This window comes from Allobosea sp. 2RAB26, from assembly GCF_052115465.1.
Lineage (GTDB): Bacteria > Pseudomonadota > Alphaproteobacteria > Rhizobiales > Beijerinckiaceae > Allobosea.
In genome coordinates, this window is sequence record NZ_JBFRGS010000006.1 from 270,163 (window position 1) to 294,443 (window position 24,281).

At 65.7% G+C, this 24,281-nt stretch carries 25 protein-coding genes; 6 read left to right on the top strand and 19 right to left on the bottom strand.

All coding sequences use genetic code 11. The features are described from left to right. Positions 1 to 45 precede the first annotated feature (45 nt). Genes AB4118_RS13805 through AB4118_RS13820 form a run of 4 tightly spaced genes read right to left on the bottom strand, consistent with a single transcriptional unit; the run spans position 46 to position 3,240 of the window. Positions 46 to 528, bottom strand: coding sequence for a chemotaxis protein CheW (locus AB4118_RS13805; RefSeq protein WP_441490254.1), 483 nt, complete (start codon positions 526 to 528; stop codon positions 46 to 48). Next, on the bottom strand, positions 528 to 2,582 hold the full coding sequence (locus AB4118_RS13810) for a chemotaxis protein CheA (RefSeq protein WP_441490255.1): 2,055 nt from the start codon (positions 2,580 to 2,582) through the stop codon (positions 528 to 530). The genes AB4118_RS13805 and AB4118_RS13810 overlap by 1 nt, the downstream gene beginning before the upstream one ends. Further along, a complete protein-coding gene (locus tag AB4118_RS13815) occupies positions 2,579 to 2,944 on the bottom strand; it encodes a response regulator (protein WP_069877780.1) in 366 nt (121 codons plus the stop codon). The genes AB4118_RS13810 and AB4118_RS13815 overlap by 4 nt, the downstream gene beginning before the upstream one ends. A 5-nt stretch (positions 2,945 to 2,949) precedes the next feature. Then, positions 2,950 to 3,240 (bottom strand): STAS domain-containing protein, encoded by a 291-nt coding sequence (locus tag AB4118_RS13820; RefSeq protein WP_441490256.1) that lies wholly within the window; start codon positions 3,238 to 3,240, stop codon positions 2,950 to 2,952. Positions 3,241 to 3,660: 420 nt separating this feature from the next. Between AB4118_RS13820 and AB4118_RS13825 the strand changes: the two genes are divergently transcribed. Beyond that, complete coding sequence (locus AB4118_RS13825; protein WP_441490257.1) at positions 3,661 to 4,686, top strand: helix-turn-helix transcriptional regulator; 1,026 nt, start codon at positions 3,661 to 3,663, stop codon at positions 4,684 to 4,686. Positions 4,687 to 4,769: 83 nt separating this feature from the next. Here AB4118_RS13825 and AB4118_RS13830 read toward each other — a convergent pair whose 3' ends face one another. The 10 genes from AB4118_RS13830 to AB4118_RS13875 form a co-directional block, all read right to left on the bottom strand. Further along, complete coding sequence (locus tag AB4118_RS13830; RefSeq protein WP_441490258.1) at positions 4,770 to 5,903, bottom strand: AGE family epimerase/isomerase; 1,134 nt, start codon at positions 5,901 to 5,903, stop codon at positions 4,770 to 4,772. A 31-nt stretch (positions 5,904 to 5,934) separates the two neighbouring features. Beyond that, positions 5,935 to 7,095, bottom strand: a complete 1,161-nt coding sequence (locus AB4118_RS13835; protein ID WP_441490259.1) for a dihydrodipicolinate synthase family protein — start codon at positions 7,093 to 7,095, stop codon at positions 5,935 to 5,937. Between the two features lie 17 nt (positions 7,096 to 7,112). Beyond that, the gene (locus AB4118_RS13840) at positions 7,113 to 7,868 is read right to left on the bottom strand and encodes a 3-ketoacyl-ACP reductase (protein WP_441490260.1); all 756 of its coding nucleotides are present in this window, start codon (positions 7,866 to 7,868) and stop codon (positions 7,113 to 7,115) included. Between the two features lie 3 nt (positions 7,869 to 7,871). Then, positions 7,872 to 8,645, bottom strand: coding sequence for an enoyl-CoA hydratase/isomerase family protein (locus AB4118_RS13845; RefSeq protein ID WP_441490261.1), 774 nt, complete (start codon positions 8,643 to 8,645; stop codon positions 7,872 to 7,874). Continuing rightward, the gene (locus AB4118_RS13850) at positions 8,642 to 10,234 is read right to left on the bottom strand and encodes an acyl CoA:acetate/3-ketoacid CoA transferase (protein ID WP_441490262.1); all 1,593 of its coding nucleotides are present in this window, start codon (positions 10,232 to 10,234) and stop codon (positions 8,642 to 8,644) included. Before AB4118_RS13850 ends, AB4118_RS13845 begins: the two co-directional genes overlap by 4 nt. Further along, a complete protein-coding gene (locus AB4118_RS13855; RefSeq protein WP_441490263.1) occupies positions 10,227 to 11,249 on the bottom strand; it encodes a LacI family DNA-binding transcriptional regulator in 1,023 nt (340 codons plus the stop codon). Before AB4118_RS13855 ends, AB4118_RS13850 begins: the two co-directional genes overlap by 8 nt. A gap of 2 nt (positions 11,250 to 11,251) precedes the next feature. Further along, on the bottom strand, positions 11,252 to 11,980 hold the full coding sequence (locus AB4118_RS13860) for an amino acid ABC transporter ATP-binding protein (RefSeq protein ID WP_441490264.1): 729 nt from the start codon (positions 11,978 to 11,980) through the stop codon (positions 11,252 to 11,254). Then, complete coding sequence (locus AB4118_RS13865; protein WP_441490265.1) at positions 11,961 to 12,617, bottom strand: amino acid ABC transporter permease; 657 nt, start codon at positions 12,615 to 12,617, stop codon at positions 11,961 to 11,963. Before AB4118_RS13865 ends, AB4118_RS13860 begins: the two co-directional genes overlap by 20 nt. Then, the gene (locus AB4118_RS13870) at positions 12,614 to 13,294 is read right to left on the bottom strand and encodes an amino acid ABC transporter permease (protein ID WP_441490266.1); all 681 of its coding nucleotides are present in this window, start codon (positions 13,292 to 13,294) and stop codon (positions 12,614 to 12,616) included. Before AB4118_RS13870 ends, AB4118_RS13865 begins: the two co-directional genes overlap by 4 nt. Before the next feature lie 68 nt (positions 13,295 to 13,362). Then, positions 13,363 to 14,181: a transporter substrate-binding domain-containing protein gene (locus tag AB4118_RS13875; protein ID WP_441490497.1), complete on the bottom strand. Its 819-nt coding sequence runs from the start codon at positions 14,179 to 14,181 to the stop codon at positions 13,363 to 13,365. A gap of 445 nt (positions 14,182 to 14,626) precedes the next feature. Between AB4118_RS13875 and AB4118_RS13880 the strand changes: the two genes are divergently transcribed. Beyond that, entirely contained in the window at positions 14,627 to 14,944 is a 318-nt protein-coding gene (locus tag AB4118_RS13880; RefSeq protein ID WP_441490267.1) for a hypothetical protein, read from the top strand. Positions 14,945 to 15,222: 278 nt separating this feature from the next. On the opposite strand, the gene AB4118_RS13885 is transcribed toward AB4118_RS13880, so the two are convergent. The 4 genes from AB4118_RS13885 to AB4118_RS13900 all read right to left on the bottom strand — a co-directional run bounded on the left by AB4118_RS13885 (position 15,223) and on the right by AB4118_RS13900 (position 18,754). After that, a complete protein-coding gene (locus AB4118_RS13885) occupies positions 15,223 to 15,912 on the bottom strand; it encodes an ankyrin repeat domain-containing protein (protein WP_441490268.1) in 690 nt (229 codons plus the stop codon). Positions 15,913 to 15,981: 69 nt separating this feature from the next. Beyond that, positions 15,982 to 16,470, bottom strand: a complete 489-nt coding sequence (locus AB4118_RS13890; RefSeq protein WP_441490269.1) for a GlcG/HbpS family heme-binding protein — start codon at positions 16,468 to 16,470, stop codon at positions 15,982 to 15,984. Positions 16,471 to 16,604: 134 nt separating this feature from the next. Next, a complete protein-coding gene (locus tag AB4118_RS13895; protein ID WP_441490270.1) occupies positions 16,605 to 17,204 on the bottom strand; it encodes a response regulator transcription factor in 600 nt (199 codons plus the stop codon). After that, positions 17,201 to 18,754, bottom strand: a complete 1,554-nt coding sequence (locus AB4118_RS13900) for a sensor histidine kinase (RefSeq protein WP_441490271.1) — start codon at positions 18,752 to 18,754, stop codon at positions 17,201 to 17,203. The genes AB4118_RS13895 and AB4118_RS13900 overlap by 4 nt, the downstream gene beginning before the upstream one ends. A 124-nt stretch (positions 18,755 to 18,878) precedes the next feature. On the opposite strand from AB4118_RS13900, the gene AB4118_RS13905 reads away from it, so the two are divergent. The 4 genes from AB4118_RS13905 to AB4118_RS13920 all read left to right on the top strand — a co-directional run bounded on the left by AB4118_RS13905 (position 18,879) and on the right by AB4118_RS13920 (position 22,847). Then, positions 18,879 to 19,523: a hypothetical protein gene (locus AB4118_RS13905; RefSeq protein WP_441490272.1), complete on the top strand. Its 645-nt coding sequence runs from the start codon at positions 18,879 to 18,881 to the stop codon at positions 19,521 to 19,523. 531 nt (positions 19,524 to 20,054) lie between these two features. Continuing rightward, on the top strand, positions 20,055 to 20,747 hold the full coding sequence (locus AB4118_RS13910) for a PepSY domain-containing protein (RefSeq protein WP_441490273.1): 693 nt from the start codon (positions 20,055 to 20,057) through the stop codon (positions 20,745 to 20,747). After that, positions 20,747 to 21,403: a response regulator transcription factor gene (locus tag AB4118_RS13915; protein WP_441490274.1), complete on the top strand. Its 657-nt coding sequence runs from the start codon at positions 20,747 to 20,749 to the stop codon at positions 21,401 to 21,403. Before AB4118_RS13910 ends, AB4118_RS13915 begins: the two co-directional genes overlap by 1 nt. Before the next feature lie 4 nt (positions 21,404 to 21,407). Then, positions 21,408 to 22,847, top strand: a complete 1,440-nt coding sequence (locus tag AB4118_RS13920; RefSeq protein WP_441490275.1) for an ATP-binding protein — start codon at positions 21,408 to 21,410, stop codon at positions 22,845 to 22,847. A gap of 36 nt (positions 22,848 to 22,883) precedes the next feature. Here AB4118_RS13920 and lpdA read toward each other — a convergent pair whose 3' ends face one another. Beyond that, positions 22,884 to 24,281: a dihydrolipoyl dehydrogenase gene (gene lpdA / locus AB4118_RS13925; protein ID WP_441490276.1), complete on the bottom strand. Its 1,398-nt coding sequence runs from the start codon at positions 24,279 to 24,281 to the stop codon at positions 22,884 to 22,886.

The following is a 24,281-nucleotide window of genomic DNA, read 5'->3' on the forward strand; positions in this document are numbered from 1 at the left end:
CCGATAAGCAACGTGAAGGGTGTCTTGCGCTGGATGGGTAGCGCTTCAGCTCAGAATTTTCTCGAGATCGGGAACGATGACGAATTCGTCGTTCCATTTGGTGATGAAACGGATGAATTCCGGCCGCCAGTGCATTCCCAGACGCGGTGTCTGCTGGATCTGGGCGGTTGAAATCTCTGTGACCTCGTAGACCTTGTCGGCCATGATCCCGAGCGCAACGGGATCACCGTCGATCTCGATCTCCACGACAACGATGCGGGTGTCGGCGGTGTCGGTTCGTCGCGCCATGCCGAAGCGCAGGCGCAGATCCGCCAAGGGGATGACATTGCCGCGCACATTGATGAGAGCCGGCAGAAAGGCGCGCGCGCCCGCAACCCGGGTGACGGGAACCGGGTCGATGATCTCGCGTACCATGTCGGCCTCGATCGCGAAGATCTCGCTGCCGAGCCCGATCATCAGGACCTGAAGCCGCGTCTCCGCTGCCGTGTGAGGGCCGTGGCCGGCGCCGCCTTGCGTCTGAATCTGCATCACGCCGCCTCCGGTGTCTTTTCGGTCTCGGCGCGGCTCTGGCCGAGCGAAACAAGTTGGGCGACGTCGAGAATGAGGGCAGCGGAACCATCGCCAAGGATGGTGGCGCCCGAGAACATCGTGACATCGGAGTGAAGCTTGGACAGCGACTTGATCACCGTCTGGTGGCTGCCGATGATCTGGTCGACGACCAGGCCGACGCGCGTATCCCCCATCGTGGTGATGATGACCTTCTGATGCGGGTCGGCCTCGCCGTCGGCCTCGAAGAGATCGCGCAGCCGCAGGAAGGGCACCAGGTCGCCGCGCACGTTCAGGAAGTTGCGTCCGCGCGCCCGAGCGTCCTCGGCCGCGGTCAGTTCGACGCATTCCTCAACCGCCGAGAGCGGAATGATGTAGCGCCCCTCGCCGACGCGGATCAGCAGGCCCTCAATGATGGCGAGCGTCAGCGGCAGCCGCAGCGTCACCGTGCTGCCATAGCCAGGCACGGTGGCGAGATCGATCGTGCCCCGCATGGCCTCGATCGTGCGTTTGACCACATCCATGCCGACGCCGCGCCCCGACAGCGCGGAGATCGTCCGGGCAGTGGAGAAGCCGGGATGGAACAGGAACTGATGGATCTCGTGTTCGCTCAGGGGCGTCCCGGCCGCGATCAATCCCTGTTCTTCGGCCTTGGCGCGGATGCGGGTCGCGTCGAGCCCGGCGCCGTCATCCTGCACCGTGACGAGCACCTGCGCCCCGACATAGCGCGCGGCGAGTTCGATCCGCCCCGTCGGCGACTTGGTGGTGCCGGCGCGAGCCGCAGGCGCTTCGATGCCGTGGTCGATCGCGTTGCGGATGAGGTGGACCAAGGGATCGGCAAGACGCTCGATCATGGTCTTGTCGAGCTCGGTATCCTCGCCGACCGTCACGAAATCGACGGGCTTGCCGAGATCGCGCGAGAGGTCGTGGACAAGGCGACGGAAGCGGCCGAAGAGCGAGCCCATCGGCACCATACGCACCCCCATGGTCGAATCGCGCAAGCCGGACGCCAGGCGCTCGATTTCCTCGGCTATCGATTTGATCGCGAGATCCGTTCCGGAATGCGCGAGCTGGCTGAGCCGCGCCTGCGCAATGACGAGTTCGCCCACGCGATCCATCAACTCGTCCAGGCGCTCGGCCTGGACGCGGACGGTCGAGGTCTTGTCCTCACCCCGACGGGCGCCCTCGCTCCGCTCGCCAGTGGCACGCTCCGTCAGGGCGGGCTGCAACTCTTTCGCAACGGCAGGGACGGCCGCTGCCGCCGCAGCCGCTGCGTCGATCTCCGCGGTCGCGGGACGCTTCGCATCCGCCGATCCCGCCAAGCCGAGCGGCGTGATCGCAAGCTTCATCTCATCGCGGACGAACATGAAGACATCCTCGATGTCCTCGCGCGTACAGCCCCCTTCAAGCTCGACCGTCCATGCGATCATGCATGTCTCCGGATCGAGCGCTCCGAGTTCCGGCACGCCGTCGAGATGCGCACTCATCCTGCATGAGCCAAGCGCGCGGAGGTCGTCGAGCAGGACCAGCGGATTGGTCCCGTTGCGCAGGATATCCGGCTCGAAGGCGAGTTCGATCAGCCAGCCTGCGCCGTCTGCGGCGGCCACGGCGGGCGGCTCGTCGAGGGCAGCACCGATGGGTGGCGCCGTGCCTCCCGTCGCGCCCGTGGCGATCAGGGCCTGGAGCTCTTCGACGATCGCCTCGCCAATGATCGGATCGGTCGAGTCGGGATCGTCGATCAGCGCGCGAATATAGTCCTTGGCGGCCAGGGAGACGGTGATGATGTCACGATCCGCCGAGATCTTGCCCTTGCGGATCAGGTCGAAGGCGGTCTCGAAATCATGGGTAAAGGCGGCGACCCGGTCGAAGCCGAACATCGCCCCAGAGCCCTTGATGGTGTGCAGCGCCCGGAAAGCCGCGTCGATCAGATCGCTATCCTGGGGCGTCTGACCGAGATCGAGCAGCGCCGCCTCCAGACTGTCCAGCAGGTCGCTGGCCTCCTGCCGGAATGTTTCGGGCGGATCGAGCTCCATCATGCTCGCACCAGCTTGGCGACCACCGCAAGCAGTTGCTCCGGCTTAAAGGGCTTGGTGATCCAGCCGGTCGCGCCCGCGGCCTTCGCCTGCTGCTTGACCCCGTCATCGGACTCGGTCGTGAGAAAGACGATCGGCACCCCCGTAAAGGACGGGAGCGCACGCAGGCCCCGGATCATCTCCAGGCCGTTCATCACCGGCATGTTCAGGTCGGTGATGACGAGATCGAAACGCTCTGCCTTCGCCTTGGCCAAGCCCTCGGAACCATCACCCGCCTCCACGACCTTATGGCCGGAAGGAGCGAGCACAAGCTTGATCATCTGCCGCACGCTCGGAGAATCGTCGACAGTCAGAATTGACGCCATGCCACTCAAGCCCTGTTGATGTGAATGCAGTCACCGAACTGCGCGGGCGAGATGCCTGCCCGCGCCAGCGCAGCGTTCAAGATGTCCGAGGGAGCCTGCAGCCAGATGCGCTTGCCCGCAGCTTGTGCGGTCCGGCCAGCCGAAATCAGAAGCTGCAATCCGGCGAGATCGATCACGGCAAGGGCCGAACAATCGATTTCGACCTCAGCCTCGGCCTGAACAGCAGAGATCATCTGATCAAACAGGTGACCTACCATTCGTAGCGAGCAATCTGCTGGAAGCATTAACGTCAGCACGAATTGAACCTTCTATATCTTGACCTTCGTTCCTTATGACCAACAAGATTCAATCTCCGATTCCGCACGACATCCTGCCGAGTTACAACAGGATTACATACAAACAATCGAGATAGTTTAGGTCTGAAACGTTTGATAAGGCCAATCTTTACCTTCAATTCTGATCGATATATTAACCGCGAATCAGATATTGCGCTGTTTGTCAGGCAGTTGCGCCCGGCGAATCCAGTTTGCGCAATCTGTCTTCTAGCTTCGCCTACTGTAAAAAATCGGCGGCGGATTCAGGCAATCCGATCGGCCTAGGGGCTTTCAGATGGGTCGACACCTGCGATGTCGGAAGCTGCCATGCAGCCAAGGGCTCGCCAGTACGCTTGCTTCCGCCGGCGATCTGTGCCGCGAGCCGAGGTCGAGAACGGTGTGATGACGCGCGCCCATCACCGCTCGACAGCGCGGCGCCAGACGCTGCTTCATTTCGTCACCCATGACCCTCACGAAGCCATGGAGCACCTTGCGGCATACGGCGTGAACATCACGATCTCGCCGCTGAATGAGTCCTCTGGACGGATTGAGATCAATGCACTGAATCAAGCGTCGGAAGGGATCGTCTTTACCCGTACGAGTTTCGAGAATCCGGTCGAAATCCAGCCACGGCAAAGTCCATGGGGATATCAGCTGCTGGTGGCGCTCAAGGGTTCGACGAACATCGAGCTCGGAGATCGCGTCATTCGCTGCGAAAGGCAGCAGGCCGCGATCTTCGATGTGGGCGAGACCAAGGCGCTGCATCGTTCAGCCCATTCGGAAAACTATTCCGTTCTCATCGACAGAAACCTGCTGACCAACCGTCTGTTCGAACTGACCGGGGCGCCGGTCATGCGCAAGCTCAGTTTCGAGCCTGAGCTCGATCTGGAGCAGCCCTCGGTCGACGCCCTGCGTCGCTTCCTCGTGGGGCTCGACCTTTCGATGCTGGTCCGGTTGCTGCAGGATGCTCCACATGGGGCGAGGCGCCTGAGCGCCTTGCTGGCAGACCTCATCCTGGAGGTGCTGCCCCATAATCACGCCAAGGCGCTGGAACGGGGCTCGCATGTCATCGCCCCAAAGCACGTCAAGCGGACCATCGAATTCATCCGGGAGAATGCCCGCAGGCCGATCACCCCCGAGGAACTTGCGGCGGTCGCCGGCGTCAGCCTGCGGGCCCTGCAATACGGCTTTCAGAAGTTCCTGGGGATGTCGATCTCCGAGTACGAGCGCTCGGTGCGGCTGGAGGGCGTCAGACGCGAGATCGAGGGCCATTCCGGCGAACGCGTCGGCGAGATTGCGCGGCGTTGGCGCTTCTCCAATTTCACGCGCTTCAATACGCAGTTCGAAGCAGCCTTTGGCCTAAGCGCGGTGGCACTGCGCACCCAGCTCAGCCAGCTGCCGCAACCGAAGGGAGCCGTGAAGCCCTAGGTGCCGAAGCGACGAAGGGGGCTCGCCGGGGATCTCCGGGACAGGAATTCGAGCTTAGCGACTTCAACCGTCAAACAGGCGGCTCAGGCGCCACGCTCCAGCTCCGCCGCCGCAAAGGCGACATGGTAGAGGACGCGCGTCGGGACGATATCCTCGCGCGAACCACCGTCAGGACCGAAGCGGTTCGCCCAGAGCAGTGCGCCGTTGCCGAAGAAGAGCTCCCGGATCTCCGTGAAGTGACGTTCCGCGCGCTTCGCCGCGTCGCCGTCGCCGAAATGCCGCGCCCGCGCGATCTCGGCTTTCACATACTCGGTCTGCGGCCACAGCAGACGATCGAGAGACAGAGGATCGCCTGCTGCGCTCATCGCCTCGATGACCCCCACCCGGCCATCCGCGAAGCCCCGAACGCCATGCTGCATTGCCGAGGTGTAGAGCCGCTCGATGGGGGCAAGCACCCGATCATCGGCAGAGAGAGCATGGTATTCGAGCAGGAGCCAGACCCATTCGAAATGGTGACCCGGCTCGCGCCAGTCGCCCTTTTCCCCCGGGCAGGGCGCCAGGTCCTCGGTCATGAACTCGATCAGCGAACCGGTACGCGCGTCGAAGAAATGCGCCAGGAAGAGATCGACGATGCCCCGCGCCCGCAGAAGCCACTCGGCTTCACCGGTGACCCGGCATGCGGCAAGCAGCGCCTCGAGCAGGTGCATATGCGGGTTCTGGCGACGAGGGCCAGCGGAGGGCTCGAGGCTCTCGCGATAGCCGCCGGCCGGATGAGCCATCCGATCGTCGAGAAAGGCGATGGTCTCGCGCAGAACGGAACGATAGCCGGCATCGCCGGTCACGTGCTCCATCCAGGCAGAGGCGAAGGCCACGAAGGCATGATCGTAGAAGTCGCGGGTCGCCCCTTCGGGCCCGGTGCTCTGCCTGAAGCCGCCATCGGCCGAGCGCAACGCGTCGACGATCACGGCGAAGGCATCCTTCGCGGCCTTCAGCGCCCAGTCGCCCGACGCACCGAGCTTGTGTGCCACTGCAAAGCTGTAGGCAAGGCGAGCCTGGACGAGCAGCATCCGCGGCTGCCCGATCAAAGGCTCGCCGGATCTAGACAGCCCGCTCACGAAACCGCCGACGGGATGACGGGCAACCCGCGCCCAGCCTGGAAGCAGTTCCTCGGTCAGCCAGCGTCCGGCGCGGCCTCTGCGAGAAGCGAAATCAGGCATTCCGGCTGCCGCAGGATTCATCGTCACGTCTTCAAGCCACGCCATGTGTCGCCAGCAGATGCCGCATCCGTGCGACAGCCTTCTCGGGATCTATCAGGATGCCGGCCTGATCGGCCAGCCTGAAGACCCGCGAGAGATGCAGGATCGAGCGCGTGCTCTCCTGCCCGCCCAGCATTGTGAAATGGTCCTGATGACCGTTGAGCCAGGCGATGAAGACCACACCCGTCTTGTAGAAGCGTGTCGGGGCCGTGAAGATTTCGCGGCTGAGCGGAACGGTCGCTGCGAGCGTCTTGCGGAAGCGCTCCTGCTCGCCGCGCGCAAGATCCCCCAGCGCCGCGTTCACAGCCGGCGCGATCGGGTTGAAGATGCCAAGCAACGCATCGGAGTGCCCGTGCTCGTCTCCCTCGATCAGCTCGGCGTAGTTGAAGTCGTCCCCGGTGAACATGCGCACACCGGCCGGCAGGCGGCGGCGCATCAGGATTTCCTTGTCCTTGTCGAGCAGGGAGATCTTGATGCCGGCAACCTTGTCGGAATGAGCAGCGATGATGTCGAGCACCGTGACCATGGTGGTCTCGAATTCGGCGCCGCCCCAGTAGCCTGCCAGGGCGGGATCGAACATGTCGCCGAGCCAGTGCAGGACGACCGGCTCGCGCACCTGCGACAGGATGCGCCCATAGACGCGGGCATAATCGGCCGGCCCGCGTGCCGCGGCGGCCAGCGCGCGCGACGCCATCAGGATGATGCGCCCACCGAGCGCCTCGACGGCCTCGCACTGGGTCTCATAGGCCCGCAATACGTCATCGACCGAGACATCCGAGCCCGGCTCAAGATGGTCGGCTCCGACGCCCGAAGCGATCAGCGCCCCCGGGAAATCCCGGCTCGCTTCGACGCTGCGGCGGACGAGCTCCAGCGCTGAGGGCCAGCCAAGTCCCATACCGCGCTGCGCGGTATCCATCGCTTCGGCGACACCAAGACCCAGCGACCAGAGATGCCGGCGGAAGGCGATGGTGCGCTCCCAATCGATCGCTGCATCGAGCCAGGGATCGTGCTCGGCCAATGCATCCACCACGACATGGGGCGCAGCAAAGGCCACGCGCGTGAACGGGCCCTCGTGCCGCTCGAAGGCGCGCGCCGGCGACAGGGTGAAGGTTTCGCTGCGCCCAGGCGCGACGGGTAGGACAAGGTTCGGCATTGAAGACCTCGGCGCTGTCACAAGCGGTGGAGATGGAGCCCGCCATCGACATGGAAGGCGTCGCCCGTGCTGAAGGGGAGTGCGCCGGTCGCAAGGGAGGCGACGGTACGAGCGACATCCTCACCCTCGCCCCAACGGGCAACCGGCGTCAGGCCGTCGGCGATCATCGCGTCATAGCGGGCGGAGACGGGCGCGGTCATTGGCGTATGAATCACGCCGGGCCGGATCTCGTGGCACATGATGCCATGTTCGGCGAGCCGCAAGGCAAAGAGCTTGACCATCATCGAGGCGCCCGCCTTGGAGATGCAGTATGCGCCGCGCTCGGGTGACGCCAGAATCGCGCTCGCGGAGGTGACAGTGACGATGCTGCGCGCGGTGCCAGGCGATGCGGCCTCGCCTGCCATGCGCCGGGCGATCGCCTGCGTCAGCAGGAACGTGCCGCGCAGGTTGATCCCCATCACATGATCGAACTCGTCAGCGCCACCTTCGAGAAGGTCTCCGCGCTGGCGCATCGGCACGCCGGCATTGTTGACATGGCAATGCAGAGGGCCAAGCGCGCCGGCCATGCTGTCGCCGATCCGCGCAGCGTCTGCTCCGATATCACCGGCGACCAGCGCATGGCGACGACCGCACGCGGACACAGCCGCCGCGGTCTCGGCCAATGCCTCTTCGCTGAGATCGTTCAGGACGAGATCGAAGCCGGCCCTGGCCAGCGCGATAGCGATGGCCTGACCGATGCCGCGGCCTGCTCCCGTGACGCTGGCGATGGCCATGTCTCAGAGCCCCTGCCAGTTCGGAGCCCGCTTCTCGCGGAATGATGCCAGCCCCTCGCGCGCATCCTGCGTCGCCGACGCAATCGCTCCGCCCAGCGCCTCGAGCGCGCGTGACGGCGCATCGTTCTCATGCACCGAGAGCGCCAGCTTCGCAGCCGCGACCGCGACCGGTGCGCGTCCCGCGATCAGGTCCGCCAGGCGCGAAGCCTCGGCGCGTGCCCCTTCGCCTTCGAAGACACCGTTGACGAGCCCCCAGCTTTCCGCCCGCGCCGCATCGATCCGCTCACCGGAGAAGATCATCTGCTTGGCGCGAGGCAGCCCGACCGCGCGCGGCAGGCGCCCGGTTCCGCCCCAGCCCGGCAGTGTCCCGATCGAAACCTCAGGCATCGCGAACATCGCCTGATGCGACGCAATCCTGATATCGCAGCACAGCGCGAGTTCGAGGCCGCCACCAAAGCAGGCGCCCTCAACGACCGCGAGCGTCGGAACGCGCAACGCAGCAAGACGGCCAAACGCGGAATGACCGGGCACGATCCAGCGCTGCCACATCTCGATCGGCGTCAGGCCCGACCCGGCGTTGATATCGGCCCCCGCGCAGAAGGCCTTGCCCTCTGCCAGCAGCACGGCACAGCGAATGGCCGGGTCGGCCTCGATGGCGTCGCAGGCACGGATCAGTCCGTCGAGCATCGCCGGCGTCAAGGCATTGAGCTTGGCCGCGCGCCGCAAGGTGATGCTGGCGACAGGTCCCCCGACGTCGAATGAAAGCTCTTCGCTCATGGCCTGGCTCCAAGGACGAGACCCATCGGGGCCGGATCGAACAGGCGAGAATCCATCGGCCTGAGATCGGCGGCGACCTTAAGCGGAATATCCGCCTGCTCCAGAACGTCGCGCTTCAGGTCGATGCCGTTGGCGATCTCGATCACCTCCGGCCCCTCATCGGTGAGGCGCAATACGCAGCGCTCGGTGACGTAGAGCACGTCCGTGCCAACGCTTCGGCTGCGGCGGCCGCTGAAGGTGACATGCTCGGCCTCCGGCACGAACTTCCTGAGCTTGCCTTCGCGCTTGATGGTCAACCCGCCATCGGCAATCGCAACATCGAGCCCACCCGTGGTGAAGGTTCCGCTGAAGACAACGCGCTTGGCGTGAGCCGTGATGTCGACGAACCCGCCGGCGCCAGCCGTCAGATAGGGCCTCGAGCCCAGCCGCGAGACATTGACGTCGCCCGCGGCGGAAACCTGGAGGAAGGAGAGCAGTGCGCAGTCGAAGCCGCCCCCCTGGAAATAGGTGAACTGCTGGGGCGAAGGCAGGATGGCGTCGGCATTGGCCGCGCATCCGAAGGCAAAGCCTGTCAACGGCATGCCGCCGACCGCACCCTGCTCGATAGCCCAGGTGACGCTGCCGGCCTGCCCTTCGGCGAGCAGCACGCGTGGAACCACGGCCGAGACGCCGAAGCCGAGATTCACCGCCCAGCCCGAACGCAGCACCATCGCCGCGCGCCGGGCGATCACGGTCTCGATGCCGAACTCCGGCAGTTCGAAAGCCGAAGCCGGCACGCGGATCTCGCCGCTGATCGCGGGATCATAGTCGATTCCGGTGGTCTGACGCTGGGCGGGGTCGACGACGACGTGGTCGACAAGATGTCCCGGCACCACAACCTGGCGCGTCGGCAGCGAACCGGTCGCGACGACACGCTTCACCTGGGCGATGACGATGCCGCCATGGTTGCGGACAGCCATGGCCTGGTCGAGCGCGCCGAGCGGTGCGCCCTCATGTTCCATGCTGATATTGCCGCGCTCATCGGCCGTCGTGCCGCGAATGATCGCGACCTTCGGTACGATATTGGGGAAGTGCAGCCACTCCTCGCCGCCGAACGCGACGACGCTCACCACCGGGGGACGCGCGCGTGCCGCGTCGTTCATGGCGCAGCCATGGCGGCGCGGGTCGACGAAGGTGTCGAGCCCGACCTTGGTGAGGACGCCGGCTCGTCGTGCCGCGACATCGCGGTGCATGTCGAAGAGAATCCCGGATGGAACGTTCCAGGCCGCAATCTCATTGCTGCCGATCATCGACCAGATCCGCGGGGACGGAAGCGAGGACGGGCCGGACGGATAGGAGCCGGCCAGGATCGCGCTGAGCAGGCCGGGCTGGGCGAGATGATCGATGCCGTCGATGCCGTACATGTCGCCGGCGGCGATCGGGTGCAGCGTCGTCAGATTGCGCGGATGCCCCTCCGCCTTGAAGCGTTCGCCGATCGCCTTGAGCACGGCGTCGGGACAGTTCAACCCGGACGAGGACGAGACGGTGACGACGGCGTCGTCGGGGATCAGGCGGGCCGCGGCCTGCGCGGTGATGACAGATTTAGACATGGCGATGTCCAGGGAGGAAGGGGGCGCCCGTCGTGTTCCGGACGATGAGGTGAGCGGGTTGAAGGCAGGTCTTCGGCGGCGCGTTCGGATCGTCGAGGCGCTCGAGCACGAGTTCGGCCGCCTTGCGTCCAAGGTTGCGGGGCTCGATCGCGACCGTGGTCAGGGCTGGCGTCCGCAAGGCCGCCTCCATGATGTCGTCGAAGCCGGTGATCGAGAGCTCGCGGCCCGGTGTCATGCCGCGCTGCGCCAGCGCCAGCGTCGCACCGATCGCCACGAGATCGTTGAAGCAGACGAGCGCCGTGGGCTGCGGACCAAGCGCCAGGGCGGTCTCCGCAGCAGCCACGCCGCCTGCGAGCGTCGGGGGACAGGCGATGGAGATCGGCGGCGGCAGACCCGCCTCGTCGGTCGCCTGCTTCAGGCCGGCGAAACGTTCGCGCTGGACCGAGGTTTCGTCATTATGCCCGGCGAAGGCGATGTGCCTGTGACCGAGCCCCAGCAGATGGCGACCAATGGCCTGCGTACCTGCCGCGTTCTGAGCCCCGGAATAATCCGAGACCAATCCCTCGACATGGCGCAACGCCTGGACCAGCGGCAGGTCGGACGGAATCTGGGCTCTCAGTTCCGACGCATCGCTGCCGGTCGACGGGCAGAGGATCAGCCCGTCGAGCCGATGTTCGCGCATCCGGGTCAGGATTCGTGACTGCCGTCCGCAATCCTCGCGCGTGTCGGCGATCAGAACGAGCGCGCCCTCCGCCTCCAGGCTCTCGGACACGCCGGCGGCGAGCTCCGAATAGAAGGGGTTGGCGAGATCGAAGACGATCAACCCGATCGTGCCCGAACGAGCGCCCCGCATCGCGGCAGCGGCACGATCATAGATGTAGCCCAGCTGGGACGCGGCGCGCTGAACCCGCTCGCGCGCCTCGGCCGAAACCGGGGCGCCGCGCAGCGCCAGCGAAGCGGTCGACTTCGACACGCCCGCCTGTTCCGCGACTTCGATCAGCGTGGGCCGGGACATCGCTAGAGAACGGCTCCGAGGAATTGCTGCAGTTCAGGAGTCTTTGGCGCACCGAAGAACTCCTCGGGTGGCCCCTGCTCGTGAATGCGTCCCTGGTGGAAATAGACCACCCGGCTCGCCGCCTTCCTCGCAAAGGCCATTTCGTGAGTGACAAGCAGCATGGTCATGCCGGACCGCGACAGGCCCTCCATGACCTTGAGCACCTCGCCCGTCAGTTCCGGATCGAGCGCCGACGTGACCTCGTCGAAGAGCATCACCTTCGGACGCATGGCCAGGCTGCGCGCGATTGCGACACGCTGCTGCTGCCCGCCTGAGAGCTGCTCCGGGAATGCGTCGTATTTCTCGGCCAGGCCGACCTCGGCGAGCACGGAACGGGCAATATCCGAAGCCTCGCCCTTGCCGATCTTCTTCACCAACCTCGGCGCCAGCTCGATGTTCTTACCGACCGTCAGGTGCGGAAAGAGATTGTAGGACTGGAACACCATGCCGACATCCTGGCGCAGCGCACGCAGGGCCTCCTCACCCGGAGCAAGCGCGTGACCGGCAACGATGATCTGCCCGGAATCGGGCGTCTCCAAGCCGTTCAGGCAACGCAGGAAGGTGCTCTTGCCCGAGCCGCTGCGGCCGATCACCGCGATCAGCTCCCCTTCGGAAACACTCAGCGAGACACCGTCGAGGACGGTGAGCGATCCGAACGACTTGCGAACGTCCTCAGCTACGACGACCGGCATGGAGCCTCCTCTCGAGCCGCTGGCTCATCACGCTCAGCGGCCAGCACCTGGCGAAGTAAAGAAGTGCGACAGAGCCGAAGACCCAGAAGGGCTGGAATGTCACGTTGTTCATGAGGGTGCCGGCCCGCGTCAGCTCGACAAAGCCGATGATCGACGCCACCGAGGTATTCTTGACTATCTGCACCATGAAGCCGACCGTCGGCGGCACCGCCAGCCTGACGGCCTGCGGCAGCACGACATAGATCATGCGCTGCGCCGGTTTCAGCGCGAGCGAGGACGCCGCCTCCCATTGCTGGCGCGGCACGGCCTCGATACAGCCTCGCCAGATGTCGCCCAGGAAGGCGCTGGCATAGACCGTCATCCCGAGCGCCGCCGCCACGAGGGGTGGAAAGCGCAAGCCGAGGAACGGTAGGCCGTAGAAGACGAGGAAGAGCACGATCAGCACCGGCGTGCCCTGCACCACGCTGATCCAGCCGGCTGCGACGTTCCTGAGCATGGCGTTGCGCGACACCCGCATCAGGGCGACGACCATGCCGATCGCGCCGCCGCCAATGAACGCCAGCAGCGAAAGCAGCACGGTCCAGCGCGCCGCCTCGACAAGAAAGGTGAATTCGGCAGGACCGAAGGAACGGATCATCGGCGCACCGCCACCGCGCGACGGCGCGGAAACAGGAACCGGCCGGCGAGATCGAAACTCAGGCGGAACAGCATCGTGAGGCCGAGATAGAAGCCGGCGAGGATGATGTAGACCTCCATCGAGCGATAGGTGCGGCTGTCGATCAGCGCCCCCGCAGAGGACAGCTCCTCGACGGAAATCTGGGAGAGGATCGATGAGGCGAGCATGGTGAGGACGAACTGGCTCGACAGCGCCGGCCAGACTCGCTCCAGGGCCGGCAGAAGCACGACGTGGAGCAGAATATCGCGGCGCCTCAGTCCGAGTGCCGCACCCGCCTCGATCTGCGAGCGATGGGTCGCCTCGATTCCCGCGCGGATGATCTCTGCAGAATAGGCGCCGAGATTGAGGGTGAGCGCGATCAGCCCGGCCTGGATCGCCGTGATCTGAATGCCCAGGCCGGGAAGCCCGAAGAAGACGAGGAAGAGCTGGACGATGAAGGGCGTGTTGCGCATGCCCTCGACATATCCGGCTGCAAGAACGCGCAGGAGCCGGCTGCGTGCACTGCGCGCGACCGCGCACAGGACGCCGATGACCACGCCAAGCACGATAGCGACAGCGGAGATCCAGACGGTCTGCAGAAGGCCGCTCAGGAGCGTGTCTAATTGCGCCCAAACGTCGGAAAAGACGAGGCTTGGCATAGTGCTGACATTTCGATCGTGGGAGAAGACGAAGCCGGTGCGCCGCCAGGGCGCACCGGTGCGCTAGCTCAGAAGACCGGAAGCTCCGGCAGAGGCGCGTTGAGCAACTTTTTGGAGATTTCGTCGAGCTCTCCAGAGTTCTTCATGAACCAGATCGTGTTGTTGAGCCACTGATGCAGCTCCATCTGGTCCTTGCGGACAGCCATCGAGTTGGGCTGCAGCGCGAAGGCAAACTTGAGCTCGGCGTTGGCGCCCTTGTTCTGACCCAGAATCTGATTGACCGTGGTGTCCGGAAGGGCCGCGGCATCGACCTGGCGGCTGAAGACCGCCTGGGCGCAGATCGCATCGTCATCGAAGCGCACGATGTTCGTACCCGGCATCGCCATGCGCGTCAGGGTGGTGTCCTGCGGGCTGCCGCGCGGAACCGCGACGCGCTTGCCGGCGAGATCAGCCAGAGACTTCGCGGCCAGATCGTTCGCGCCCATGATCGACATGCGGAAGGCGCTGTAAGGCATCGGGAAGACGATGGTTTTGGCCCGCTCCGGCGTCGGTCCGAGCGTCGCGACCAGCAGGTCCACGCGCTTGGCCTGCAAGGCGGGAATGCGTGCCGGCGGCGCCAGCGCGGTGATCTCCGCCTTCACGCCCATGTATTTGGCGATGAGATTGGCGACATCGACATCGTAGCCCGATGCTTCGCCGCGCTCATTGACGATGCCGAAAGGCGGCACGCCCGACACGACACCGATGGCAATGCTGCCGCGCTTTGTGAATTCCTCAGGCGTCGAGGCGCTGGCTGTCGTCGTGCTTGCAGTGACCGCAGCAGCGGCGGCCGTCCCCAAGGCTAGCGCGCCCAAAGCGGCGCGGCGTGACGGATTATGCTCGTCCATGCACTTTCTCCATGTCGCGTTTCCATGAGCCGGGCTTCTAGAACGTTCCAGCTTCGACCTGGAACGTTCCATATGACCAAATCGGTGTCAAGCCCATGAACGCTTCCATGGCTCTCGTCCCGCCAGCAAGAGCCGCCGAAAGCCTCTTTGAATTCTGGAGATCCAGAGCACAGCCGAGGGAAGCCAGCGATGCAGATGGCTGGCTCTCGCGCCTGGCGTCATGGCCCCTGCAGCGCGCCTGTGATGCTGCATCCGAGCCGCCCCTGGTCGGCCGAGCCAGGACTGAACGAACATTCCGACACCCCACCGCGCACGTGCCGCGCGATTTTCCCGCGGGCCCCCTCAATACTGTGAACAAGCAGGAATTCGCCCTATACAACCTAAGCGAGAAACCCCAGATTTAGGAGCAGCGCGGTGAGAAAATCTGCGAGTGGGGGAAATTGGCATGGCATGCCTTGATGTCGTTGATGCCCCCCACTGGATTCATCACGTCCTGGTCACGACGGAGGATGTGAATCTGCGCCTCAAGCTCGACGCCATGGACGCGTGGCTCAGTCTGCGGGAAATCCCCTATCGCGTTGTCGCCCTGCCCAGGGACAAGATGGCGATACGGCTCTGCTTTTTGGAAGAAGAGTTTGCCCGTGCGTTCAAGGCGTTTGCCGGAGGGCTGAGTGTCCCCTCCGACGAGACCACCCTCGCGCTGGCTGCGAACCCCGCCAATGATGATTTCTATCAGGTACTTGAGCACCAGTTGGCTGATTGAAGCCGGATAGCGCTCCCAACCAAGAAGGTCGGGAGCGTTGCGCTCGCCGCCCAAGGCCAGATCATCGGACCGGATATCGTATCCGGTCCGATGATCTGGCCTTCTGTGTTTGCATCGGCTTTTCCGAAGACCGCAATCCACTTTTCGGGCCAATGCTTTAGCCTGACGTCGGCAATCCGCGCGTTTCGCGCTGTCCAGGATTCCGAGATCACGGACGGCCGCCTGACGTGAGCCCGACGGGAACCAGCGCCCGAGAGATTTGCCGGGCCCGGCTTGGCTCAGCGAACGCGCCTGCCTTCAAGCGCCTCGACGATGGCCTGATAGCCCCGTGCGCGGGCATGTTGCAGCGGCGTAAGGCCGTCCCGATCAGCAATCCCGGGATTGGCGCCGGCGGCGACCAGCGCCTGCACTGTCGCGACATGCCGTGGGCCGCCATTGCCGAGCACCACTGCTTCCATCAGCGCTGTCCAGCCGAGATTGTTGACGTGATCGAGGGGCGCCTTCGCCTTGATCAGCTCCTCCACGATGCCCTCATGGCCGAGATGGGCGGCGGCGATCAGCGCGGTGCCGTCATAGCGGCTGGTGACGAGGGTCGCGGCCGCGCCCGCAGCAAGCAGAGCCTTCAACGTCGGCACATCGTCACTGACTGCGACGATGGTGACGGCATCATAACGCTGGTGGTCGAGAAGCGCCGGGTTCGCTCCCGCGACGATCAGGGCGCGCGCCACGCTCCCTTGCCCGCGAAAGGCCGCGACATGGAGCGGCGTGCGGCCGTTCCCGTCCCGGGCGTTCAGGTCAGCCCCCGTCGCGGCAAGGTGGTTGACGCGGGCGACGTCGCCGGACGCGGCAGCGGCGTGGAGGCCCTGATAGGCGGACAATTCCGCGGCACTCGGCGGCGTCTGCGCCCGCACCTGGCCCGACAGGGTCGCGACCGCGAGGATTACGGCGGCGAACAGCGTTCTCGACATTGCCCCACTCCGACGATCCCGAAGACGGCCGAGCGCCGGCCGCCTTCATCGACATGCCTAAGAATAGTCTCAGCGCAGCTTCGCCTTCACCTTCTCGATGCCGGCATTGGCGCATTCTTCATCAAGATGCCCCCCGGGAGCGCCCCCGACCCCGACCGCACCGATGACCTCGTCACCGACCTTGACCGGCACGCCGCCGCCGAGCAGCAGGAAGCCTTCGATCGACGCAAGATGACGAGCGGCCGGATTCTTCTCGGCGCCCTCCGCGATCGCCGAGGTAGCGTTGCGGGCAGAGGCAGAGGTGAAAGCCTTGGCGCGGCTGGCCTCGACAGTGTGCGGCCCGGCCCGATCGGCGCGAAGCACGGCGCGCACGAGCCCGGCACGATCGACGACGGTTGCCGTCACATTGAAATTCTTGGCCGCGCAAGCCTCGACGGTGGCCTGGGCGAGTTCCTGGGCGATGGCCAGCGGCATGTTCCGTTCCTGAAGAACCTGAGCCCCGGCGACGACGGGGACAAGCGCAAGGGCTGCGGCGGCAGCAAGGCGGATCATGGACATGATTTCTCCGGTACTGAGCGTGATCGAACCCTGTGCTCGACGGAGAAAGGTTAGCCCGAGGCGGCGGCGAAGATTATCGGTGTGGTGCCGGAGCCATCTCCGTAATCATACGGAGACCTGCCGGAGGCCGAGCCCTAAAGCGCGGCCCGCACCATGGCGGCAACCGAGGTCGCGCCAAGCTTTTCCCCGATATTGGCACGATGGGTCTCGACCGTGCGGGGCGAGAGGTCGAGCGCGCGTGCGATCTCCTTGGTCGACCGGCCCTGCGCGACCAGATCGAGAATTTCGCGCTCGCGTGGGGTCAGGCGGGCGAGCAGTGCGGCTCGCTCGCTCCGCTCTGCCTGATCCCGGCTCAGGTCGTCGCGCTGCGCGAAACCGGCCTCGATCGCCTCGAGCAGAACCTGCTCATCGACCGGCTTGGTCAGAAAATCGACGGCCCCTGCCTTGAATGCGCGCCGGCAGGCGGTGACATCGCCGTGGCCGGTGATCACAACCGTCGGCATGCGCACTGCCTCGGTGGCCATCCGTTCGAGCAGCTGCAGACCCGAGACCCCCGGCATGCGGATATCGACGACCACGCAGCCATCCTGCCGCGGATCCGGGCGATCAAGGAAAGCCTGCGCGCTCGAAAACGGCTTCGCGGCGAATCCCATGGTCTTCAACAGCAGGGTCAACGCTTCCCTGACATCGCTGTCGTCATCGACCAGATAGACCGTGCGTGCAGCCGGTTTCATTCCGCAGCAACCTTCCGCTCCGCGATCAAGGCGGGGATACGGATCGTGAAGACGGCCCCACTCGCCGCTCCGTTCCGGACTTCCATGCGTCCGGCCGCGCTTTCGACCAAGCGCTCGCATAATGGCAGGCCAAGGCCCATTCCGCCGCTCTTGGTCGTGAAGAACGGCTCGAAGAGGCGCGCCATATCGGCATCCGCGATGCCGCTCCCCTGATCCGCGACCGAAATCACCGCCTCCCCCGCGACCTCCCGGACCGTGATCGTGATCACGCGCCGCTCCTCCGGCATCGCGTCGAGCGCCTCGGCAGCGTTTCGAACCAGATTATGCACGACCTGTTCGATGGAAACGCGATCCACCACCACCCATGGCGGAATGGGGCTCAGCTCCAGCCGCAACGTGATCGCGCGCTCCTGCAGGTCGCGTTCGACCAATTCGACCACATTGCGGGTAATCTGGTTGAGATCGGCAGGCTGCCGGACCGGATCACGTCGTGAGACATAGGCCCTCAGCCGCTCCAATATCTCGCCCGCCCTCCGCGCGTGACGGACATTGGCTTCAAGCACGCTCACGAGTTCGTCGGGGGTTTTCCCTCCCGACCGAGCCAGGCGAAGGCCCGCCTGGCTCTGGCTGAGGATCGCCGTTAGGGGTTGGGTTATCTCATGGGCAATGCCGGACGCCATTTCACCGACTGTATTGACCCGCATCGCATGGGCCAGCCGGGCCTCATGCTGGTGCAGGCGCATGGCCTCCCGTGCGCCCGCCGTTCGCCGTCTCTCGCGCCGGATCACCAGCAACAGGAAGACCGCGAGCCCCGTCGCGGTCAGTACGACGAATGCGGTGCGCGGCGGGAGGAGATCCGCCAGAACCGGCTGCCCGGCGAGGTGCAGCACTAGCGGCTGTGACCGACTGCCCAGCGCCCTTTCATAGGTGAGACGGGGGATCACTCCCTGTTCGGGAAGGGTTACCCCGGTCTGAACGAGGATCGCTCCGGCAGCATCCCGAAGCACGAGAGCGATCTCGTGCGGCAGGCCGCCCTCCGGTTCGACCAGGAGCTTGCCGTCGATCACCAGGATGAGCGCGCGGACTTCGGACGCAGTGTCGGGAAGGCGCTTGACCAGCGCGTAGAACGGCGTCCCCCCTCGGCTGGCGACCGTCCCAGCCTGCCCTGGCCCGAGCTCGCGGAGCTTTCCCGCAAGCGCCGCCATATCGAAATCCCGGAGAGCAGATGGTGGGCTGCCGACATCCATTTCGGATGACTTGGGGAAATCGATCAGGGCGACAGCAGCGATGCGGGGATAGAAGCGCTGCATCGCCTCGACCACAGCCTGGAAGGTTGCGGATGATGCATCCGAGCTTGCGAGGACTGCTGCGAGACTGGTCAGATGGGCGTCATGCTGATCGACGCGCTGCGACAGTACGCGGTGCAGAGTGCCGCCATCCCGCTCCAGCCCGTCCCGCACCCGAACGAATTCGGTAGCAGCCGCCAGGGCAAGGGCGATGAGCGCCAGCGGTATCCATAATCCGAGAAACGCGAGGAACCGTTGCTTCACGAGGGTGCGCCTAGTTTAGGCCAACCTATCGCGCAAGCCGTTCGCAGTCACCGTCGCGCTCGCCGAGCCGAGACAGCCAGCCTGTCCAGCCTCTCGCTTCCCACATCAGGCAGGATGCCAGAGGATGCGCGAGGCGGCCTTGAGCCTCGCGCATCGGTCTGTTTCAGAGATGACCGGCCTGGTCATCCGCCCTGCGGCCACCCCGGATATGGCCGGCCGGGTCGTCGGCGCCGCGGGCGCGACGTACGTCGCCGACCGGATTGTCTGCCCCACGCCCACGCCGGGCCTGGCCGACTGCATCGTCCGCACCCCGGCCCTGCCGCACATGGCCAGCCGGATCGTCCGCTCCACGCCCACGCCGGGCCTGACCGACCGCATCGTCCGCACCCCGTCCCTGCCGCACATGGCCGGCCGGATCATCCGCTCCACGCCCACGCCGGGCCTGACCGACCGCATCGTCCGCACCCCGTCCCTGCCGCACATGGCCGGCCGGATCGTCCGCTCCACGCCCACGCCGGGCCTGACCGACCGCATCGTCCGCACCCCGTCCTTGCCGCACATGGCCGGCCGGATCATCCGCTCCACGCCCATGCCGAGCCTGACCTACAGCGTTATCAGCACCGCGACCGCCTCGGGCATGACCGGCTCCATCATCGGCGCCGCGGCCACGCGCATCGGCTGCGCTGCCACCGCCGCTCGACGAACCGCCGAGACCACCACCGCTGTCGCCACCGCGGCCGCTGCCGCCGCTACTGCCGCTGGAGCCTGAGCCGGAACCGGAGCCACTTCCGCCGCCACTGCCTCCGCTGCCTCCGCTGCCTCCGCCAGAGCCGCCGCTGCCACCACCGGAGCCTCCACCGCTCCCTCCGCCTCCAGAACCACCTCCGCCGCCGCCTCCGCCGCCACCTCCGCCGCCACCTCCTCCGCCGCCGCCGTCGCGCGCCAGGATGACGCGGGCCGGGTCCTCATGCGACGATACATTCCTGTGCGCTGGGGAATCGCTCTCGCCCTCACCGCTCCGGGACAGGGCTGACGCGCCCAGGCGGATGATGCCTTCCAGGTGAGGCGAGCTGTCGTCACGGATGGCGGCGCTCGCGCCCTGCGAGCCGGTGGTCGCCACCAGGATGGTGGTCGCCAGCATAAGTGATCGCAATGTCATGGTCGTATCTCCTTGCCATAGCCACCGCCGATCATTCTCTCCTCGGTGACGAAGCAGAGCCTGCGCGCCCTCGAACCTCGCCAGCCTGACGCGGCCTGTCAGGGAAATGTCAGCTTGGGTGTCGTAGCTTCGAAAGTTACCATGCGACATTCACGCAACATCGCCCTGTGGCGCGCGGTTTCGGCCCTCGCGGTCGTATTTGCGCTCGTCGCGACAAGCCCGGCCTGGATCGCCCCCGCCTTTGCCAAGGATGGCGGAGGCGATGGCGGCGGTTCTGGCGGCGGTGGGGGTGGCGGCGGTTCCGGAGGCAGTGGGGGTGGCGGCGGTTCCGGGAGTGGAGGTGGCTCTGGAGGCGGAAGCGGAGGTAGCGGTTCCGGTGGTGGCGGCTCCGGCGGTGGCAGCGGCGGCTCCAGTGGCGGCTCCGGATCCAGCGGCGGCGGCGGCTCCGGCAACAGCGGAAGCAATTCCGGCAGCGGCAGATCGGGCCATGACGGCGGATCCGCCGCGAGCCAGAATTCGGGAGACAATCAGCGTGGTCGCTCGGGTCGCGGCGGCAGGAACGGCGAGGATGCCGTCAGCACCGGCCAGCACTGGGGCAATACGAGTGCCGATTTCGCACGTCAGGCGACCCAGGGGGGACAGGTCGTGTCGCTCGGCGCCGTCCTGTCGGTGGTGCGCGCGGCTGTTCCCGGCGACGTGCTCGAGGTCGACCTGCGCCTCGCGCCCACGGGCGAATGGCGCTATGAACTACTGGTTCTCGACGGCACAGGCCGCTACCGCGAAGTCGTAGTCGACGCCCGGCGCAACCGGATCCTCCAAATGCGGAGGCGATGATGAGAATTCTCGTCGTGGAGGACGAACGGCGCATCGCCAGCGATGTCGCCTCCGCGCTCACGGAAGCCGGCTATGTTCCGGAGGTCGTCCATGATGGAGAGGCCGCCTGGTTTCGCGCCGAGACGGACGATTTCGATGCGCTCGTGCTCGACCTTGGCCTGCCGAAGCTCGACGGGCTCTCGGTTGTCCGCAAGCTGCGGGCAGCCTCGGTCAGGACACCTATTCTGATCCTCACCGCGCGCGGCGCTTGGATGGAGCGCGTCGAAGGCATAGACGCCGGCGCCGACGACTATCTGCCCAAGCCGTTTCAGGCCGAGGAACTGGTCGCCCGGGTCGGCGCACTCATTCGCAGGGCGGGCGGTCACCTGACGCCTCAACTGGTGTATCGTGACCTCAATATCGACACGCGCCGCAGAACGGTTGCGGTTGGCGGGCGCAATGTCGAACTGTCTCCGCTGGAATACCGGCTGCTGCGCTATCTCGTGCATAATCAGGGGCGGGTCGTGTCACAGGGCGAACTGATCGACCATGTCTATGGCGGCGATCACGAACCCGACAGCAACGCTGTCGAAGTGCTGGTCGGGCGCTTGCGCCGCAAGGTCGGGGCGGAGACGATCGGCACCCGGCGTGGCCACGGCTACATCATCGGGAGCTGAGGCGATGAGCTCGGGCTCGATCCGCAAGCGCATCCTGACGATCGCAGCCCTGACGATTGCCGTGACGCTCGCGGCCGCAGGCGCAGCGCTCATCCTGGTGTTCGAGCAGCATGTCCTGAAGCGCATCGCGATCGAGCTGGAGATCCGCTCCAGCGAACTCGCCAAGGCGTTCGAGCTCGATGCAGACGGCAACCCGCTAATCAACCACGATCTCGCCGATGCGCGCTATCAGCTGCCCTATGGCGGCGCCTACTGGCAGATCAGCGAAGGGGCGGTGCAGCATCTGCGCTCGCGCTCGCTCTGGGACCAGATCCTCGATACGAGCACGGTCAAGGGGGAGGACAAGAGCAAGGGCGCGTTCGAGATCGACGGGCCGAACAAATCCGAGCTCTACGTCCTCGAACGCGCGGTGAAGCTCGATGGCGCAGATGGCCCACGGACGTTCCAGCTGGCCGTCGCGCTTGATCATGCCGATATCGGCGAACTGCGCCACGCCTTCTCCCTCGATGTCGCCAAGATCCTGTTCCTGCTCGCATTGTTGCTGATCGGTGGGGCCTGGCTGCAGATGCGGTTCGGCCTGCGCCCCCTTCATCAGCTACGCGCGAGTCTCACCGCCGTGCGCGAAGGCCGCACATCGCGCCTGACAGGTACCCTTCCCGAGGAGATCAAGCCGCTGGTCGATGATCTGAACAGGCTGCTCGATCGCCAGGATGAGCTGGTGCGCAAAGCGCGCGACAGGGCGGGCCTGTTGGCCCACGGGCTGAAGACGCCGCTCACGATCCTGTCGAGCGAAGTGGCGCGCCTTGAAAAGTCCGGACAGCACGCGCATGCAGCCATTCTGCGTGAACAATGCGAAGCAATCGGCGCACATGTCGAGCGAGAGCTTGCGCGGGCGCGGACGCACGGTGCGATCCAGGCGGTGAGCATGAGAACGCTCGTGCTGCCGATCGTCAACCGGCTGGTCGATCTGATGAGCCGCATCGACAGCGCCGACAGCATCAGCTGGAGCGTCACGATTCCCGAACACGTCAGCGCCGCGATGGAAACCGACGACTTCGCCGAGGTCGTCGGCAATCTGCTCGACAATGCGCGCAAATGGGCACGCAGCGCCGTTACGGTGCAGGTCCACACCGCTGACGGCGGCAGCACCGTTCTCTCGGTCAGCGATGATGGGCCCGGCGTGCCGGGAGACCGACGCCAACTGATCCTGCAACGTGGCGTCCACTTCGCTCCGGACAGTCATCATTCATCCGGACTGGGCCTTGCAATCGTCTCGGATACGTTGGCCGAGTACGGCCGGGAACTGATCATCGCCGACACCGAAACGGGCTGCACCATCTCGTTCGAAATCGAGCCGCCCCGGCGCAGCGAACGAAGGCAGGGCGATGGCACAGCGAAGCCGAGACCGGCAGTCATCCCCTCGGTTGCGCGGGCTGCCGAATGAAGCCCGGGCCGTAGCGCAGTCACAGCCGCAATCGCGTCAGATATGAATGGCGTGGCCGAGCGCTTTCAGCGCCGCCTCCTGCACGGCCTCGCCAAGCGTCGGATGGGCGTGGATCGTTCCGGCGATATCCTCGAGCGTTGCGCCCATCTCGATGGCGAGCCCGAACGCCGCGCTGAGTTCGGAGACGGATTGCCCGACTGCCTGGATACCCAGGATCACATGGGTCTTGGCCTGCGCGACGATGCGCACAAAGCCCTGCTCGCTGTGGAGCGTCATCGCACGGCCGCTGGCAGCCAGCGGAAACTGCCCGGTCTTGATTTCGAAGCCGGCGCGACGCGCCTCGTCCGGTGAAAGACCGGCCGAGACGATCTCCGGATCGGTGAAGCAGATCGCCGGAATGCAACGCTTGTCCCAGGCGCGCGGCAGGCCGGCGACGATCTCCGCCACCAACTCGCCCTGCGCCATGGCGCGGTGCGCCAGCATCGGCTCGCCGGTGACATCCCCGATCGCATGGATACCGCGCATCGAGGTCTCGCAGCGCTCGCCGATGCGGATGAAGCTGCCATCCATGTCGAGCACCAGTTCCCCGAGCCCGAGATCGGACAGCACCGGCTTGCGGCCAACGGTGACGAGTATCGCGTCCGCCGCGATCCGCCGTTCCTCGCCTTCCGCCGTCTCGACCAGCAGGGACTTGCCGTCCGGAGTCGCGCCGCGCGCCTTCGCCCCGAGCAGAAGCTCGACGCCGAGCCTCGACAGCGATCTCTCGACCGGCGCGGTCAGCTCGGCATCGTAAAGCGGAAGAATCCGTGGCAACGCCTCGACGAGGGTGACCTGCGAGCCGAGCTTCGCAAAGGCGATCCCCAGTTCCAGGCCGATATAGCCGGCACCGACGACCGCCAGCCGCCCCGGAACCGCGGGCAGCGACAATGCCTGCGTCGACGAGATCACAGTGCCGCCAAAGGGCAGGAAGGGCAGCTCGACCGGCGCAGAGCCGGTGGCGATGACGATTGTTTCGGCCCGGATCAGCTTCGGGCCCGTCTCGGTCTCGACGGCAACGGTCTTGCCGTCGCGAAAGCGAGCCCGGCCATGCACGATCTTGACCTTGGACTTGCGCAAGAGCGCGGCGACGCCGTTGTTCAGGCGCTGGACGATCCCGTCCTTCCAGCCGATGGCCTGCTTGAAATCGAGCGCCGGCGCCGAGGCCGTGAGCCCGAACGGCGTCTTGCCCTGCGCGGCCGTGGCCAGCTTCTCATATTCATCGGCGACATGGATCAGCGCCTTGGACGGAATGCAGCCGACATTGAGGCAGCTGCCGCCAAGCTTCGTGCTCTCGACGATCACGGTGTCGATGCCGAGCTGGCCAGCCCTGATGGCGCAGACATAACCGCCCGGGCCCGCGCCGATGACAAGCAGTTTGCAGGTGATCTCGGTCAT

Excerpts from the sequence above, each read along its gene's own strand:
- AB4118_RS13885 (WP_441490268.1), bottom strand. The coding sequence starts at position 15,912 with ATGTCGAGAACGCTGTTCGCCGCCGTAATCCTCGCGGTCGCGACCCTG.
- AB4118_RS13830 (WP_441490258.1), bottom strand. The coding sequence starts at position 5,903 with ATGCCTGATTTCGCTTCTCGCAGAGGCCGCGCCGGACGCTGGCTGACC.
- AB4118_RS13890 (WP_441490269.1), bottom strand. The coding sequence starts at position 16,470 with ATGTCCATGATCCGCCTTGCTGCCGCCGCAGCCCTTGCGCTTGTCCCC.
- AB4118_RS13810 (WP_441490255.1), bottom strand. The coding sequence starts at position 2,582 with ATGATGGAGCTCGATCCGCCCGAAACATTCCGGCAGGAGGCCAGCGAC.
- AB4118_RS13815 (WP_069877780.1), bottom strand. The coding sequence starts at position 2,944 with ATGGCGTCAATTCTGACTGTCGACGATTCTCCGAGCGTGCGGCAGATG.
- AB4118_RS13855 (WP_441490263.1), bottom strand. The coding sequence starts at position 11,249 with ATGTCCCGGCCCACGCTGATCGAAGTCGCGGAACAGGCGGGCGTGTCG.
- AB4118_RS13835 (WP_441490259.1), bottom strand. The coding sequence starts at position 7,095 with ATGCCGAACCTTGTCCTACCCGTCGCGCCTGGGCGCAGCGAAACCTTC.
- AB4118_RS13805 (WP_441490254.1), bottom strand. The coding sequence starts at position 528 with ATGCAGATTCAGACGCAAGGCGGCGCCGGCCACGGCCCTCACACGGCA.
- AB4118_RS13850 (WP_441490262.1), bottom strand. The coding sequence starts at position 10,234 with ATGTCTAAATCTGTCATCACCGCGCAGGCCGCGGCCCGCCTGATCCCC.
- AB4118_RS13840 (WP_441490260.1), bottom strand. The coding sequence starts at position 7,868 with ATGGCCATCGCCAGCGTCACGGGAGCAGGCCGCGGCATCGGTCAGGCC.
- AB4118_RS13825 (WP_441490257.1), top strand. The coding sequence starts at position 3,661 with ATGACGCGCGCCCATCACCGCTCGACAGCGCGGCGCCAGACGCTGCTT.
- AB4118_RS13915 (WP_441490274.1), top strand. The coding sequence starts at position 20,747 with ATGAGAATTCTCGTCGTGGAGGACGAACGGCGCATCGCCAGCGATGTC.
- AB4118_RS13870 (WP_441490266.1), bottom strand. The coding sequence starts at position 13,294 with ATGCCAAGCCTCGTCTTTTCCGACGTTTGGGCGCAATTAGACACGCTC.
- AB4118_RS13895 (WP_441490270.1), bottom strand. The coding sequence starts at position 17,204 with ATGAAACCGGCTGCACGCACGGTCTATCTGGTCGATGACGACAGCGAT.
- AB4118_RS13875 (WP_441490497.1), bottom strand. The coding sequence starts at position 14,181 with ATGGACGAGCATAATCCGTCACGCCGCGCCGCTTTGGGCGCGCTAGCC.
- AB4118_RS13905 (WP_441490272.1), top strand. The coding sequence starts at position 18,879 with ATGCGCGAGGCGGCCTTGAGCCTCGCGCATCGGTCTGTTTCAGAGATG.
- AB4118_RS13920 (WP_441490275.1), top strand. The coding sequence starts at position 21,408 with ATGAGCTCGGGCTCGATCCGCAAGCGCATCCTGACGATCGCAGCCCTG.
- AB4118_RS13860 (WP_441490264.1), bottom strand. The coding sequence starts at position 11,980 with ATGCCGGTCGTCGTAGCTGAGGACGTTCGCAAGTCGTTCGGATCGCTC.
- AB4118_RS13865 (WP_441490265.1), bottom strand. The coding sequence starts at position 12,617 with ATGATCCGTTCCTTCGGTCCTGCCGAATTCACCTTTCTTGTCGAGGCG.
- lpdA (WP_441490276.1), bottom strand. The coding sequence starts at position 24,281 with ATGACCGAGATCACCTGCAAACTGCTTGTCATCGGCGCGGGCCCGGGC.
- AB4118_RS13845 (WP_441490261.1), bottom strand. The coding sequence starts at position 8,645 with ATGAGCGAAGAGCTTTCATTCGACGTCGGGGGACCTGTCGCCAGCATC.
- AB4118_RS13880 (WP_441490267.1), top strand. The coding sequence starts at position 14,627 with ATGGCATGCCTTGATGTCGTTGATGCCCCCCACTGGATTCATCACGTC.
- AB4118_RS13910 (WP_441490273.1), top strand. The coding sequence starts at position 20,055 with ATGCGACATTCACGCAACATCGCCCTGTGGCGCGCGGTTTCGGCCCTC.